This is a genomic window from Nocardioides sp. AE5, assembly GCF_031844485.1.
Lineage (GTDB): Bacteria > Actinomycetota > Actinomycetes > Propionibacteriales > Nocardioidaceae > Nocardioides.
This window is the reverse complement of sequence record NZ_JAUZVI010000003.1, coordinates 149651-164506: the sequence shown is the minus strand read 5'-3', so window position 1 is coordinate 164506 and position 14856 is coordinate 149651. Positions and strand designations below refer to the sequence as shown.

Sequence of the window (14856 nt, the reverse complement as noted above, 5' to 3'; positions counted from 1 at the left end):
TGAGATCGGTCGCACCGGGTCCGCAGTGCGATGCGTCGTACGCCGTGGCGGCCCGGGGCTGCTAGGTTCGCCGGAGAATCCGGCGCGCCGCCTGGTGGCGTGCGCCCGGCACCCTGGCCCAGAACCCGAGGAGCAGACACTTGCGAACCGCCAAGGACTTCTTCGCCCCACTCGCCGTGGGCGCACCCGCACCGTTGCGTGAGATCCCGGCCCGCCCGTCACGGGCGATCCACTTCTTCGACCCGGGCAACGAGAAGATGGCGGCCAAGGTCCCCGGGATGGTCGGCACCACCGACGTGCTGCTGGGCAACCTGGAGGACGCCGTCAAGGCGGAGAACAAGGAGCAGGCGCGCAACGGCCTGGTCAAGATCGGCCAGGAGGTCGACTTCGGGCCCACCCAGTTCTGGACCCGGATCAACGCCCTGGACTCCCCCTGGGTGCTCGACGACCTGACCACCCTGATCCCGGCGATCGGTGAGAAGCTCGACGTGATCATGGTGCCCAAGGTGCAGGGCGCCGAGGACATCCACTACATCGACCGGATCCTGGCCCAGCTCGAGGCGAAGGCTGGCATCACCAAGCCGCTCCAGGTGCACGCGATCCTGGAGACCGCCCGCGGCGTGGCGAACATCGAGGAGATCTGCGGCGCCTCGCCCCGGATGCAGGGCCTCTCGCTGGGCCCGGCCGACCTGGCCGCGGACCGGCGGATGAAGACCACCCGCGTGGGCGGTCCGCACCCGGGCTACCTGGTCCGCCAGGACGCCCCGCGCACCGACGACGGCAGCTTCGCCTACGACGCCGACCGGACGACGTACCAGCAGGACCTCTACCACTACACGATCGCCCGGATGGTCGACGCCTGCGTGATGCACGGCATCTACCCCTACTGGGGCCCGTTCGGCGACATCAAGGACACGGTGGCCTGCGAGGACCAGTTCCGCAACGCGTTCCTGCTCGGCTGCGTCGGCGCCTGGTCGCTGCACCCGGTGCAGATCGAGATCGCGAACCGCGTCTTCGCCCCCAGCGTCGAGGACGTCACCCACGCCCGCCGGGTGATCGCTGCGATGGGTGACGGCACCGGTGCGGTGATGATCGACGGCAAGATGGAGGACGACGCCTCGGTCAAGCAGTGCAAGGTGCAGGTCGAACTGGCCGACCAGCTGGCCGCGATCGACCCGAAGCTCAAGGAACTGTACGACGCCATCGTGATCGAGGAAGCCTGACATGACCGCCACCACGGGATTCACCCCGCTCCGCTCCGTCCTCTACATGCCCTCCTCCAACGCGAAGGCGCTGGAGAAGGCGAAGACGCTGCCCATCGACGGCGTGATCTTCGACCTCGAGGACGCCGTCGCCCCCGACGCCAAGCCCGCCGCCCGCGAGGCGGCTGCCGCGGCCGCCTCCTCGGGCGCCTACGGCAAGCGCACGCTGACCATCCGGGTCAACGGCATCGGCACCGAGTGGCACGACGCGGACATCGTCGCTGCCGCCCAGGCCGGTCCGCACGCCATCGTGGTGCCGAAGGTCAACTCGGCCGAGGAAGTGCACCAGCTCGTGGCTGCGATGGAGAAGGCTGGCGCCCCGGAGCACACGAAGCTCTGGGCGATGGTCGAGACCCCCGTCGCCATCCTCGGCGCGCTCTCCATCGCCACCGCCTCCGAACGCCTCGGCGCCTTCGTGCTGGGCACCAACGACCTGGTCAAGGAGCTGTACGCCGAGCACGTGCCGGGGCGCGAGCCGATCCTGCCGAGCCTGCACACCGCACTCCTGGCCGGTCGCGCCGCGGGCATCGCGGTGATCGACGGTGTCTACAACGACGTGAAGAACATCGACGGGTTCCTCGCCGAGTGCGAGCAGGGCCGCCAGATGGGCTTCGACGGCAAGACCCTGATCCACCCCGGCCAGGTCGAGGGCGCCAACAAGGCGTTCGCACCCTCCGAGCAGGCCGTCGAGGACGCCCGCGGACTGATCCAGGCGTGGAACGACGGCAAGGGCTCGGGCGTGGTGACCTACAACAACAAGATGGTGGAGAACCTCCACGTCGAGTCGGCGCAGCGCACCCTGGACATCCATGAGGCGATCACCGCCCTCGAGGCCGACCAGGCCTGAGGCCGCCGGGCCGCGCCGGCCCCTCTCTCATCGGCACTAAACCATGTGGACCACGTGGTCCACATGGTTTAGTGCCTTCTCAGGGCCATCCGTGGGTGCGCCGTCACGGGTGCCCCATCGGTCGGCAGGTCACTTGCCGAAGGCGGGCTTCTCCTTGGCCAGGAACGCGCGGACGCCCTCGTGGAAGTCGGCGCCTGTGTAGACCTCACGGAGCACCTCGTCGTCGTCGGCAGGTGCCACCTCCAGCGCTTCGGCCCGGGCGACGAGTTGGCGCTTGGTGGTGCGCAGGGTGACCCCGGAGAGCGCAGTCAGCGACTCCACCAGGCTCGCCACCTCGCCATCGAGGTCGTCCGTCACCGCCATCAGCGCGCCCACGGCGTACGCACGGTCAGCGGTGACCAGACGGGAGGCGAGCAGCATCTCGCGGGTCATTGACTCCCCGAAGACGGCCGAGCAGCGGTAGACGATCGGCGCGGAGAGCGCGTTGCCCAGGGTGCGCGCGATCGGATAACCGAACCGCGAGTGGCCCGTGGCGATCCGCAGGTCGCAGTGGGTGGCCACGGCCAGTCCCCCACCGACGCAGACACCGTCGATCGCCGCGATGGTGACCTGGGGCAGTTCGAAGAGGAGCTGGAGCATCTCCCGGATCCAGGTCTCGTAGGCGACCGCGTCGGCCTCGAGGAAGTCGGAGATCTCGTTGCCGGCGGCGAAGGCACGGCCACCGGCGCCGCGCAGCACGAGCACCTTGACGGAGGTGTCCTCACGCAGCTCTGCGGCCAGGTCGCGGATGCCCTGGTACATCGCCTTGGTGAAGGCATTGTGGCGCTCGGGGCGGTCGAAGAGGACCTCGACGACGTCGTCGGTCCGGGTGATCTGGAGTCCTGGGGTCACGGCGGAAGGCTATCGAGGCGCCCTTCAGAACGGGCGACCGCCCCGTTTCACCTGCATCCACGCCTCGACCACGTCCGCGCTGCCCGGTCCGGCCAGGCGCTCCGGCGGGTCGGGGTCTGCCGCTTCCTCACCGGGCTCGGCACCCAGGAGTCCCCGTACGCCGGCAGCCACCATCGGCAGCAGTCGTTCCAGCGGCATCGAGGCAACCGGCTCGACCAGGAGCACATAGCGGAGCATCGCGGTGCCGACGAGTTGGGCGCCCACCAGTTCCATCCGCGAGGCCGACAGGGTCATCCGGCGCCCGACCATGCCGTCCATCCGCCGGTTGAGGAAGCCATAGAACCTGCTCGCCGACTCCGCGTCCGAGACGCTCGCCTCGACCATCCGCAGCACGCGCCGGCTGGTCATCGGGTGCTCGCAGAGCCAGAAGAACCGGGCGGTCACCCGGTCGGCGAGGTCACGGCGGCCGGTGCCGGCACCGCCCGCCACGCCTGGCGGCGCGACGGCGTCTTCGTCGATCGTGTCGATCTGATCGAGCGAGGCCTCGAGCTCGTCGTACTCCTCGTCACTGCCGCCCACGCGCCGCATCCTCCCACGGCCGCGGCACGGATCACTTCACCGTGCGGTAGGCACCCTGGAAGTAGAGCAACGGGTCCGGCGAGACGCCGTCGGCGTCGGTGGTGAAGTCCAGGTCCTGGACCCGGCCGATCACCACGTAGTGGTCACCGGCGACGTGGACCGCCTCGATGGTGCAGTCGACATAGCCGACGATGCCGTCGAAGCGGGGCGACCCCGTGGCCGACAACGCGAACTCGACACCGGCAAACTTGTCGGTGCCGCGACTGGCCATCACGTTCGAGAGCGCTTCCTGGCCATCGGCCAGGAAGTTGACGCAGAAGTGGCCCGAGCGCTGGATCAGCGGCCAGGCACGCGACGTACGGGCGGGGCTGAACATCACCAGCGGCGGGTCCAGCGAGATCGAGGAGAACGACTGGCAGGTCATCCCGACCGGCTCCCCGTCGGCCATCGACGTGATCACGGTGACCCCGGAGGCATAGCGCCCCAGGGTGTCGCGGAACTTGCGGGCGGCGGCCTGGGCCTCCTCCGTGTCCGCGATGTCGACACCCTCACCGGGGCGGAACTCGAAGTCGAAGTTGCCCAGGAAGGAGTCGATCAGTTCCTGCGGCGGCCAGTGCTCGCCGGCGTCCGGACGCATCCCTGCCGGGATCTCGTGGTCACTCATGGTTCCCATTGTGGCCTCAGGCCCCACCGGAGAAGTCGTGGCCCCAGTAGGAGACCGCAGTCGACTCGCGAGCGACCCAGCGCTCGTCGTCCACGGTCAATCCCTCGGTGCCGAACTCCACGTCGAAGCCGCCCGGCGACTTGACGTAGAAGGAGACCATCTCGTCGTTCATGTGACGTCCCAGCGTCGCCGAGAGCGGCGCCTTGTGCTTCTTCACCCGCTCCAGTGCCCGGCCGACGTCGTCGAGCTTGTCGACCTCGAGCATGATGTGGACGCACTTGGCGGGGTTCGGCATCGGCAGGAACGCCAGCGAGTGGTGGCGCGGATTGATGCCCAGGAAGCGGAGCCAGACCTTCGAGCCGGGCTCCTTGCCGACGAACTCTCCGGGCATGGACATCGAGTCGCGCAGCCGGAAGCCGAGCACCTCGGTGTAGAAGCGCAGCGCCTCCACGTCGTCGGTCACCGGGATCACAATGTGCCCCATGCCCTGGTCGGCGGTGACGAAGGTGGCGCCGTACGGCGTGATGGCCGGGTGCTTCTCGTAGGTGATGCCGTGGAAGAGTTCGAAGACGTTGCCCCACGGGTCCTCGAAGCGGATCAGTTCCTGGACCCGGCGCTCGGCCAGCTCCTCGGCAGTCCCCTCCTCGAAGGTGACGCCGGCGGCGGCGAGGTGCTCACGTGCGTCCTGCAGCGCCCGGTTGTCGGCCAGTTCCCAACCTGTGGCCGAGAGCAGGTCGACGTCGGAGGGGAAGACCACGACCCGCGCCGAGACCGCGTCGATGCGGTAGTAGAGGTTCTCCGGGTTCGGCCCACGGCCTTCCGCCAGGCCGAGCACCTTCCCGGCGAACGTGCGCCACTGGTCCAGGTCGGTCGAGGCGACCCGGACATAGCCCATGGACTTGATGTTGATGCTCACTTCGCGCGCTCCCGATGGCGGTTGAGGAATTGGACCGTGACTTCGCGGAACTCGTCCGCCGCTTCGATCTGGGCCCAGTGGCCGCAGTTCGGAAAGACGTGGAGCTGGGCCTTGGGGATCAGCTTGAGCGCCACCATCGCCCCGTCCAGCGGGTTGACCCGGTCCTCGCGGCCCCAGGTCAGCAGGGTGTGCTGGCGCAGCCGGTGCGCCTCGCGCCACAGCATCCCGTCCTCGAAGGTCTCCGGATTCCAGAACGAGGCGCCCATCGAGGCCATCGCCTCACGGGATCCGGGGGCGGTGGCGTCGGCGAACCGCTCCTCGACCAGTTCGTCGGTGACCAGCGCCTGGTTGACGACCATGGTCGAGATGAAGGCGCGCAGGGCCTCCCGGGTGGGGTTGGCGCTGAACTCCATCAGCCGCTTCACGCCCTCGGTCGGGTCCGCGTGGAAGAGGTTGAGCGAGAGTCCCCCCGGCCCCATCAGCACCAGCCGGCCGACCCGCTTGGGGTGCTCGAGCGCCAGGCGCATCGCGGTGCCGCCGCCGAGGCTGTTGCCGAGCACGTGGAACCGGTCGATGCCGAGCTGGTCCAGCAGGCCGATCACGTACTTCGCGGCGTGGCGGTAGTAGTTGCCCTCGACCGGCGGCTTGTCCGAGCCACCGAAGCCCGGCTGGTCGATGAGGATCGTGCGGAAGTCCTGGGCGAACCCCGGCAGCGCACTGCCGAAGTTCGACCAGGACGACGCACCCGGCCCGCCGCCGTGCAACATCACCAGCGGCAGGCCCCCACCCGCATCTGTCGTGCTCCCGGACTCGTAGTAGTTGATGGAGATGCCCTCGACGCTCGCGCTGCGGCGTACGTCGTCGGCGGCCAGTGGCTCAGTCACGCTCAGTACATCCCCGGGTCGATCTTGTGGCCGAACTCGAGCTCACCGAACATCTTCAGCGCCCGCTCGGGGTCGTTGGCGGCGTGGACGCGTCCGGCGTGGGCGTCGCGCCAGGCCCGCTGCAGGTAGGTCCCCTCGGCCAGGGCACGACCGCCGGATGCCTCGAAGAGGGCGTCGATGGCGTCGATGGCGCGCTGGGTGCCGAGCACCTGGTCGCGGCGGACCTTGAGCCGCAGGTTCAGCGGGATCTTCTCCCCCCTGGCGACGCAGGCCTGCTCCTCGCGGATGTTGTTGACCAGGAGCGCCCAGGCGGCGTCGATCTCGGATCCGGCACGGGCGATGCGGACCGCGGCGAACGGGTCCGAGGACGCCTTCTCGCCGATGTAGGAGGCGCGCACGCGCTTCTGCTGCATCTCGACGTGCTCGGCGTACGCACCGGTGGCCATCCCGACGATCGGGGTGGTGATCGTGGTGGTGAACAGCGAGTGGAAGGGCAGCTTGTAGAGGTCGGAGGTGTTCTGCTCCTGGCCCGGGCCGAAGCAACGACCGGTGTCCGACATCGAGAGGGTGAAGGCGTCCGGCACGAACACCTCCTCGACCACGATGTCGTTCGAGCCGGTGCCGCGCAGGCCGACCACGTTCCACACGTCGACGATCTCGTACTTGTCGCGCGGGAGCAGGAAGGTCTTGAAGTCGACGACCTGCCCCTCCTCGGTGAAGACCAGGCCGCCGAGCAGCACCCAGGAGGCGTGCGCGGAGCCGGAGGAGAAGGACCACTTGCCCGACAGCTTGTAGCCGCCCTCGGTCAGCACCGCCTTGCCGGTGGGCGCATAGGAGGAGGAGAGGCGGGTCGCGGTGTCCTCGCCCCACACGGCCTGCTGGGCCTCGTCGGGGAAGAGGGCGACCTGCCACGGGTGTACGCCGAGCACCGAGGAAATCCAGCCCGTCGAGCCGTCCGCCGAAGCGATCTCGCGCACGGCGGTGTAGAAGTCGATCGGGTCGCTCTCCAGGCCGTCGAAGCGCTTGGGCTGGAGCATCCGGAAGAATCCGGTCTCCTCGAGCGCCTTGACCGACGACTCGGGAACCTGGCGCACCTTCTCGGACTCATCGGCACGCTCACGGAAGGTGGGGAGCAGGTCCCTCACTCCGTCGAGGACTTCCTTCGACATTCGGTTCTCCTGGCCTGGTTGGGTTGCTTGCCACCCAATACTAGAACACGTTCTCGTTTTGCGCGAGAACATGTTCTCGTTCTGCGGGTCTCGTGCCGCTCGACGGCGACGGAGACCTACGAGTTCGCGTCCTGCTTCGCCTTCAACTGCAACGCGATGTCGATGAGCTGGTCCTCCTGGCCGCCGATCAGCTTCCGCTCACCGGCCTCGAGCAGGATCTGCGCGCCGGAGACGCCGTAGCGCTCCGCGGCGTTGCCGGCGTGCTTGAGGAAGGACGAGTAGACCCCGGCGTACCCCATCATCAGGGTCATCCGGTTCAGGGTGCACTCCTCGGGCATCGCCGGACGGATCACGTCCTCGGCCGCATCCACGACCTGGAGGAAGTCCACGCCGGTCCTCCAACCGAGCTTGTCCGCAACCCCGATGAACGCCTCCAGCGGGGTGTTGCCCGCGCCGGCACCGAAACGGCGTACGGAGCCGTCGATCTGGGTGGCCCCGGCACGCGCCGCGATCACCGTGTTCGCCACGCCCAGGCCCAGATTCTCGTGACCATGAAATCCCACAGAAGCCGACTCCCCCACCTCGGCCACCACGGCCGCGACCCGGTCGCCGACTCCCTCGAGGATGAGCGCACCGGCGGAGTCCACGACGTACACGCACTGGCAGCCGGCGTCGACCATGATCCGGGCCTGCCTGGCGAGCACCTCGGGCGGCTGTGTGTGGCTCATCATCAGGAAGCCGACCGTCTCCAGGCCGAGTTCGCGGGCCAGGCCGAAGTGCTGGATCGAGGTGTCTGCCTCGGTGCAGTGGGTGGCGATCCGGCAGATCTGGCCGCCGTTGTCCTGGGCGGCGCGGATGTCGTCCTTGGTGCCGACACCGGGCAGCATCAGGAAGGCGATCTTCGCCCGCTTGGCGGTTTCGGCTGCGAGCTTGATCAGCTCCTGCTCCGGCGTACGCGAGAAGCCGTAGTTGAACGACGACCCGCCCAGCCCGTCACCGTGGGTCACCTCGATCACCGGCATCCCGGCGTCGTCGAGGGCCGCCACGATGTCGCGCACCTCCTGCGCCACGAACTGGTGGCGCTTGTGGTGCGACCCGTCGCGCAGGCAGGTGTCGGTCAGCCGCAGGTCGAGGCCGGAGTCGGGATCGGTCTCGCTCCAGCGGCGGGTGAGCTGGTTCGTCTCGGGCGTGTTGAGGAACGACATGTCAGGCTCCCAGGATCGAGCGGGCGATGTTGTCACCGACGCGCGCTGCCGCGGCGGTCATGATGTCCAGGTTGCCGGCGTACGGCGGGAGGAAGTCCCCGGCGCCCTCGACCTCGACGAAGATGCTGACCTTCGTCTGGCCCAGGGTGGCCGCCGACGCGTCGTCGAACTGCGGCTCCTGGAGCAGGCGATAGCCCGGGACGTACTCCTGCACGGCGCGCTCCATCTCGTGGACCGAGGCAGCAATGGCGTCGCGGTCCGCGTCCGGGGCGACGGCACAGAAGATCGTGTCGCGCATGATCATCGGCGGCTCGGCGGGGTTGAGGATGATGATCGCCTTGCCGCGCTTCGCGCCACCGATCGTCTCCACCCCGGCACTGGTGGTGCGGGTGAACTCGTCGATGTTGGCCCGGGTGCCCGGTCCGGCCGAGGCACTGGAGACCGACGCCACGATCTCGGCGTACGACACCTCCGCGGCACGCGAGACGGCGGCAACCATCGGGATGGTTGCCTGTCCCCCGCAGGTGATCATGTTGACGTTGTCGGCGCCGACGTGCTCCTCGCCGTTCACCGGCGGGATCACCGCCGGGCCGACCGCGGCCGGGGTGAGGTCCACGGCCCGGATGCCGGCCTCGGCATAGCGGGGGGCGTACTCGCGGTGCACGTAGGCGCTGGTCGCCTCGAAGATGATGTCGGGCAGCTCGTCCTGCTTCAGCAGCCAGTCGACCCCCTCGTGGGAGGCCTCCAGACCCTGCTTGCGGGCCAGGTCCAGACCGGCCGAGGAGGGATCCACACCGATCATCCAGCGCGGCTCGACGACCTCGCTGCGGAGCAGCTTGTACATCAGGTCCGTACCGATGTTGCCCGGGCCGACAATCGCGGCGGTGAGCTTGCTCATCTGGTTCCTCTCAGTCGGTGAAGCCTGTCAGTCAACAAAACCGAGGCGAACGCTGCCGAGTCCGTCGAAGACGGCCTCGAACTCCTCGCCCGGGTGTACGTCGATGGCCCGGTGCACACTGCCCGGCAGGATCACGTGCCCTGCCTCCAGGGTGACACCGAACGACGCCACCTTGTTGGCCAGCCACGCGACCGCGGTGACCGGGTTGCCCAGCACTGCGTCCGACCGCCCCTCGGCCACCTGTTCACCATTGCACAGCAGGCGGGCGTCGATGGTGCGCAAGTCCAGATCAGTGGGACGGACCCGCTCCGGCCCGAGCACATAGCCAGCGCTGGAGGCGTTGTCGGCGATGGTGTCGCCGATCTTGATGTCCCAGTCGGTGATCCGCGAGTCGATCAGTTCGATCGCCGGGGCAACGTACTCGGTGGCGGCGATGACGTCGTCCTCCGTGCACCCCTCGCCCGGGAGGGTGGCGCCGAGGATGAAGCCGACCTCGACCTCCACCCGCGGGGTGCAGTAGTCACTGACCCGGACCGGCACGTCGGAACTGAGCGCCATGTCGGAGAGCAGGTGGCCGTAGTCCGGCTCGTCGACGCCCATCATCTGCTGCATCGCGACCGAGGAGAGTCCGACCTTGTGGCCGTGCACGCCTGCCCCGGCGGCGAGCCGCTGGCGGATGTTGATCAGCTGGATCTCGTAGGCGTCGACCACGTCGAGTCCGGGCCAGGTGACGCGGAGCGGGGCGATCGGGACGCGGGTGCGTTCGGCGTCGGCAAGCGCTGCGGCGGCCTCGGCGCGGAGGGTGTCGGACAACATGGACCCCATGCTAGAACCTGTTACAGTTTTAGTGAAGCAACCACCCGCTGAGCGGGACACATCCCCGGAGGAATCGTGGTCGAGAAGACCGAGTACGACGTCATCGTCGTGGGCACCGGCGGCGCCGGATTCACTGCAGCACTGGCCGCGCACGAGCGGGGCCTGAGCACCCTGGTCATCGAGGCCACCGGCGGGTTCGGCGGCTCCACCGCCCGCTCCGGCGGCGGCGTCTGGATCCCGAACAACTACGCGCTGCGCGCCGCGGGCCAGTCCCAGCCCGTCGAGGAGGTCAAGGAATACCTCTACTCGATCATCGGCGACACAGTGGAGCGCGAGCGGATCGACGCCTTCGTCGACAACGGCCCGGCCGCCCTGGAGTTCATCCGCGACCACTCGGCCGCCGACTTCCGCTGGGTGCCGAACTACTCCGACTACTACCCCGAGGCGCCGGGCGGCAAGGCCAGCGGGCGCAGCGTGGAGCCGAAGCCGATCGACGGCCACGTCATCGGCGACGAGCTGGAGCGGCTCACCCCCTCCTACACCAAGGCCCCGGCCGGGATGGTCGTCACCCAGAAGGACTACCGCCACATCTCCCTGGGCATGCGCACGCTGCGTGGGCCGTTGACGATGATCAAGGTCTTCCTGACCCGGCTGCTCACCATGGCCCGCGGCAAGCGCATGTACGGCATGGGCATGGCGATGATGATCGGGATGCGCAAGGGGCTCCTCGACCGCGACATCCCGCTCTGGTACGACACGCCCCTGACCGACCTGCAGGTCACCGACGGGCGGGTCACCGGCGTCGTGGTGCAGCGCAACGGCGCCGAGCAGGCCCTGACCGCACGCCGTGGCGTGGTGCTGGCCTGTGGCGGGTTCGAGCACAACGACGAGATGCGCAAGAAGTTCCAGCGCGCCCCGATTGGCAACGAGTGGACCACCGGCGCGGCCGGCAACACCGGCGCCGGCATCGAGGCAGCCGCGAAGCACGGCGCCGAACTCGCCCTGATGGACGACGCCTGGTGGGGTCCGTCGATCCCGCTGCCCAGCGGTCCGTGGTTCTGCCTGGCCGAGCGCAACCTGCCCGGCTCGATCATCGTCAACCAGGACGGCAAGCGCTATGCCAACGAGGCTGCGCCGTACGTCGACGCGGTGCACGCGATGTACGACTCCGCCGAGGCGACCGGCATCGAGCACGTGCCGAGCTGGATGATCATCGACCAGCGCTACCGCAACCGCTACCTCTTCGCCGGCCTGGGGCCGCGGCAGCCGTTCCCGGGTCGCTGGCTCAAGTCCGGCGTGATCGTGAAGGCCTCCACCCTGGAGGGCCTGGCCGAGAAGATCGGCGTCCCGGCCGCCAACCTGGCCGAGACCGTCGAGACGTTCAACGGCTATGCCGCCACCGGCAAGGACCTCGACTTCGGCCGCGGCGACTCGGCGTACGACCGCTACTACGGCGACCCCCGGGTCAAGCCGAACCCGTCGCTGGGCGAGATCAGCCAGGGCCCGTTCTACGCGGTGAAGATGGTGCCCGGTGACCTCGGCACCAAGGGCGGCATCGTGACCGACCCGCTGGCCCGCGCACTGCGCACCGACGGCTCGGTGATCGAGGGCCTCTACGCGGCCGGCAACGTCAGCGCCGCGGTGATGGGCAACACGTACGCCGGGGCGGGCGCCACCATCGGTCCGGCGGTGACGTTCGCCTGGATCGCTGCCAACCACATCGCGGACTCAGCCAGTGGGAGCGCTGGCGACACCGGTGCCTCCGTTGCTGGTAGTCAAGGGGTCGACACCACAGAAGGAAAGGCCTCCTGATGCCCATCGATCCCTCCATCGCGCTCGGCGCAGCGCTCCCGGACCGCTCGTTCAGTTGGACCGAGTCCGACGTCCTGCTCTACCACCTAGGCATCGGGGCAGGCTCACGCCCGGGCGACAACGTTGACGCCGGCGCGCTGCGCTACACCCTCGATGACGACAACCTCCAGGTGCTGCCGTCGTTCGGTGTCGTGGCGCCGACCTTCCACGAGACCAACCCGCCGGCGCTCGACCTGCCGGGCTGCGACATCGACCTTCAGATGGTCCTGCACGGCTCGCAGGAGATCGTGGTCCACCAACCGATCCCGGCCGCGGGCTCGGCGACGGTGAGCACGAAGATCTCCGAGGTCTGGGACAAGGGCAAGGCCGCCGTCATCGTCCAGGAAGGTGAGGCCCGCGACGAGGCCGGCACCCACCTGTGGACGGTCCGCTCGAGCATCTTCGTCCGCAACGAGGGCGGCTGGGGCGGCGACCGCGGCCCCTCGACCAAGGTCGAGTTGCCCGACCGCGAGCCCGAGGGCACCACGTCGTACGCCGTCACCCCGCAGCAGGCGATGCTCTACCGCCTCTGCGGCGACCGGAACCCGCTGCACGCCGACCCCGCCTTCGCCAAGGGCGCTGGCTTCCCGGCACCGATCCTGCACGGGCTCTGCTCCTACGGCATCGTGCTGCGCGAGGTCACCGACCTGCTCCTCGACGGCGACGCCGCGCGGGTGGGTGGCTTCTCCGCCCGGTTCGCCGGCGTGGTCTTCCCCGGCGAGACCATCGCGGTCCGCGCCTGGGACGAGGGCGATCGGATCCTGATCGACGCCACCATCGCCAGTGAGCACGAGCAGCGCAACGGATCACCTGTGCTGGCCGACTGCGTGCTCACCAAGGCCCCATAAGCCCAGGCCGACCATCTCCGGTTAGTGCACCGGATCGCAGTCACCTGGTGACTGGGATCCGGTGCACTAACCGTTCTCAGCCCGGGTGCCCACCCGGGATCGGCGCGGCCGGGTCATAGGGAACGCGGGTGAAGATGAAGGTGGCCAGGTTGAGGTGGTTGATCGTGCCGTCGTCATTGCGCACGATCCGCAACTCCTCCCCCAGTTGATAGCCGGCGGTGCCGACCCACCGGTCCCCGTCGAGGCGATAGCGGTAGGCCACCACTCCGGCCTTGCGTGCGACCAGTTCGCCGGACTCCCAGGTGAACTGGAACGGGGTGGGTCCCCAGTGCCAGGTGCCGACGATTTCGCGCACCGTGGCGGGCACGTCGACCGAAGGGCGCCACGGCGCGGGCAGCGTCGGTTCGCTGGACTCGAGCTCGACGAGCAGGTCGACCGCGATCGCGACGGCGGGCAGCCCGCTCATCGCGTTCCCGAAGGCGACCACGCCCGTACGCCGCGCCCGGTCCACGAAGCAGGTGGCCACGAAGCCGGGCATCGATCCGGTGTGGCCGATGAGGGTGCCTGATCCGCCTGCGAACAGTTGGAAGCCGAGCGCGTGCCCGGTGCTCAGGCCGCCGGCCAGGGTGCCGCTCTGCGGGATGTACGCCGCCTCGAGGTGCGCCTTGTCCAGCACCTCGTCATGCCCGTCGAGCAGGAACTGGGCATAGCGGGTCAGGTCGGCAACCGTGCTCCACAGTTGTCCTGCCGGTGCCATCGCCCCGGTGTCGGGGTGTGGCTCGGCGATGGCCTCGCCGGTCCAGGGGTGGATGCTGAACCCTTGCGCGTGTGGGGCGACGGCCTGATAGCTGGTCCGCTCCATGCCCAGTGGGTGCAGGATCTTCGACTGGACGTTCTCCCACCAGGTGCCGCCGCGGAGCCGGGCCACGATCTCGCCGAGCAGGCCGTAGGCGAGGTTGGTGTAGTGGAACTGTTCCCCGACGGGCAGCACCGCGTCCGAGCCGTCGTTGGCCGCAGCCAGGTCCTCGAACGTGCCGCCCTCGCTGCGCTCCCACCACGGCCCGTTCGGCTCTGCCTGCATCCCGGAGTTGTGGGCCAGCAGCGAGCGCATGGTGCGGTCGCCGTAGCCGACGTCGCCGAGCACGGATCCGGCGGTGTCCTCCAGCGAGAGCCGCCCCTCGGCGACCAATTGCAGGATCAGGACCGCGGTCATCGTCTTGGTGATCGAGCCGATCTTGTACTGCACGTCCAGGTGATCGCCGGGTACGTCGCCGTACCCGGAACTCCACACCAGGGCGCCGTCGCGGATGATGCCGGCGGCCACTGACGGGATCCTGCCCTCGGTCTGGGTGCGGGCCAGGATGGCCAGCAGGCGGCGTGCGGTCAGCGGGGCAACGGGTTCGACAGGCAGGCTCACTCGGTGACCGTACAACGCTGGACTGGAGCAGGTTGCCTTCAGGTGCCCTGGCCGAGTCGAGCATTCAACTGGCGCGCCGCCTCCTCCAGTTCTTGCACCTGCCACGGGGCCGCGATCATCCTGTCGAACACGACCTCACCGCCCTTGGTCTCCGCCACAAGGCGCGCTGCGGTGAGCAAACCTTCAGCACGTCGTGCGCGAAAGCACCTCACGTCCGCGATCGGCACACTCACTGACGTTCCACCTTCCTGGCGCACCCGACCGTCTTGGACGATGACGATCCCGCCACCGAGCCATCGCCACAGGCCCACCGCAATGGCCGCCGCGACGAGCACCGCCGTCCACCAGAGCGGCGAACCGATGTTCATGGCGTGCCGGATCAGAAGAACCGTCGCCCACACCGCAACGAAGAGCATCAAGGTCAGGAATCGGTTCCACGGCCGCACCACCCGAAGCGTCTGCGCCGACTCCGACACAGGTAGCCCCAGCACCGCCTTCATCTCCCGAACGATCGACTCAAGCCGTGGCACCTTCCACAGCAGGACCTCGAAATCATCGAGTTCGATCGTGCCGTCCCTCAGGATTGTCCGCTTCCCGTACTCCACTTTG

Annotated in this window: 15 protein-coding genes; 4 read left to right on the top strand and 11 right to left on the bottom strand. The window is 68.8% G+C overall.

Translation table 11 applies throughout. The features are described from left to right. Nucleotides 1–140: 140 nt before the first annotated feature. Together Q9R27_RS06575 and Q9R27_RS06570 are read left to right on the top strand one after the other, a co-directional pair. Nucleotides 141–1223, top strand: a complete 1083-nt coding sequence (locus Q9R27_RS06575; RefSeq protein ID WP_311251548.1) for a CoA ester lyase — start codon at nt 141–143, stop codon at nt 1221–1223. A gap of 1 nt (nt 1224) precedes the next feature. After that, nucleotides 1225–2109, top strand: coding sequence for a CoA ester lyase (locus Q9R27_RS06570; protein ID WP_311251547.1), 885 nt, complete (start codon nt 1225–1227; stop codon nt 2107–2109). A gap of 129 nt (nt 2110–2238) precedes the next feature. Here the strand turns inward: Q9R27_RS06570 and Q9R27_RS06565 are convergent, their stop codons facing one another. The 9 genes from Q9R27_RS06565 to Q9R27_RS06525 all read right to left on the bottom strand — a co-directional run bounded on the left by Q9R27_RS06565 (nt 2239) and on the right by Q9R27_RS06525 (nt 10131). Then, nucleotides 2239–3000, bottom strand: a complete 762-nt coding sequence (locus Q9R27_RS06565; RefSeq protein WP_311251546.1) for an enoyl-CoA hydratase-related protein — start codon at nt 2998–3000, stop codon at nt 2239–2241. A 24-nt stretch (nt 3001–3024) separates the two neighbouring features. Continuing rightward, nucleotides 3025–3579, bottom strand: a complete 555-nt coding sequence (locus Q9R27_RS06560) for a hypothetical protein (RefSeq protein ID WP_311251545.1) — start codon at nt 3577–3579, stop codon at nt 3025–3027. A 31-nt stretch (nt 3580–3610) separates the two neighbouring features. Continuing rightward, nucleotides 3611–4243 carry a flavin reductase family protein gene (locus Q9R27_RS06555; RefSeq protein ID WP_311251544.1) on the bottom strand — a complete coding sequence of 211 codons (633 nt, stop codon included), beginning with the start codon at nt 4241–4243 and terminating at the stop codon, nt 3611–3613. A 16-nt stretch (nt 4244–4259) separates the two neighbouring features. Further along, complete coding sequence (hsaC, locus tag Q9R27_RS06550) at nt 4260–5159, bottom strand: iron-dependent extradiol dioxygenase HsaC (protein WP_311251543.1); 900 nt, start codon at nt 5157–5159, stop codon at nt 4260–4262. Next, a complete protein-coding gene (gene hsaD / locus Q9R27_RS06545; protein WP_311251542.1) occupies nt 5156–6043 on the bottom strand; it encodes a 4,5:9,10-diseco-3-hydroxy-5,9,17-trioxoandrosta-1(10),2-diene-4-oate hydrolase in 888 nt (295 codons plus the stop codon). Before hsaD ends, hsaC begins: the two co-directional genes overlap by 4 nt. Nucleotides 6044–6045: 2 nt before the next feature. After that, nucleotides 6046–7212 carry a 3-hydroxy-9,10-secoandrosta-1,3,5(10)-triene-9,17-dione monooxygenase oxygenase subunit gene (gene hsaA, locus Q9R27_RS06540; protein ID WP_311251541.1) on the bottom strand — a complete coding sequence of 389 codons (1167 nt, stop codon included), beginning with the start codon at nt 7210–7212 and terminating at the stop codon, nt 6046–6048. Nucleotides 7213–7328: 116 nt separating this feature from the next. Next, the gene (gene dmpG / locus Q9R27_RS06535) at nt 7329–8417 is read right to left on the bottom strand and encodes a 4-hydroxy-2-oxovalerate aldolase (protein ID WP_311251540.1); all 1089 of its coding nucleotides are present in this window, start codon (nt 8415–8417) and stop codon (nt 7329–7331) included. Between the two features lies 1 nt (nt 8418). Beyond that, nucleotides 8419–9315 (bottom strand): acetaldehyde dehydrogenase (acetylating), encoded by an 897-nt coding sequence (locus Q9R27_RS06530; RefSeq protein ID WP_311251539.1) that lies wholly within the window; start codon nt 9313–9315, stop codon nt 8419–8421. A gap of 27 nt (nt 9316–9342) precedes the next feature. Continuing rightward, nucleotides 9343–10131 (bottom strand): 2-keto-4-pentenoate hydratase, encoded by a 789-nt coding sequence (locus Q9R27_RS06525; RefSeq protein WP_311251538.1) that lies wholly within the window; start codon nt 10129–10131, stop codon nt 9343–9345. Between the two features lie 75 nt (nt 10132–10206). Between Q9R27_RS06525 and kstD the strand changes: the two genes are divergently transcribed. Both kstD and Q9R27_RS06515 read left to right on the top strand, forming a co-directional pair. After that, entirely contained in the window at nt 10207–11943 is a 1737-nt protein-coding gene (gene kstD / locus Q9R27_RS06520; RefSeq protein WP_311251537.1) for a 3-oxosteroid 1-dehydrogenase, read from the top strand. Then, the gene (locus Q9R27_RS06515; protein ID WP_311251536.1) at nt 11943–12830 is read left to right on the top strand and encodes a MaoC/PaaZ C-terminal domain-containing protein; all 888 of its coding nucleotides are present in this window, start codon (nt 11943–11945) and stop codon (nt 12828–12830) included. The genes kstD and Q9R27_RS06515 overlap by 1 nt, the downstream gene beginning before the upstream one ends. 76 nt (nt 12831–12906) lie before the next feature. On the opposite strand, the gene Q9R27_RS06510 is transcribed toward Q9R27_RS06515, so the two are convergent. Both Q9R27_RS06510 and Q9R27_RS06505 read right to left on the bottom strand, forming a co-directional pair. Continuing rightward, nucleotides 12907–14247, bottom strand: a complete 1341-nt coding sequence (locus Q9R27_RS06510; protein WP_311251535.1) for a serine hydrolase domain-containing protein — start codon at nt 14245–14247, stop codon at nt 12907–12909. Nucleotides 14248–14285: 38 nt separating this feature from the next. Beyond that, nucleotides 14286–14852: a hypothetical protein gene (locus tag Q9R27_RS06505; protein WP_311251534.1), complete on the bottom strand. Its 567-nt coding sequence runs from the start codon at nt 14850–14852 to the stop codon at nt 14286–14288. Nucleotides 14853–14856: the final 4 nt, after the last annotated feature.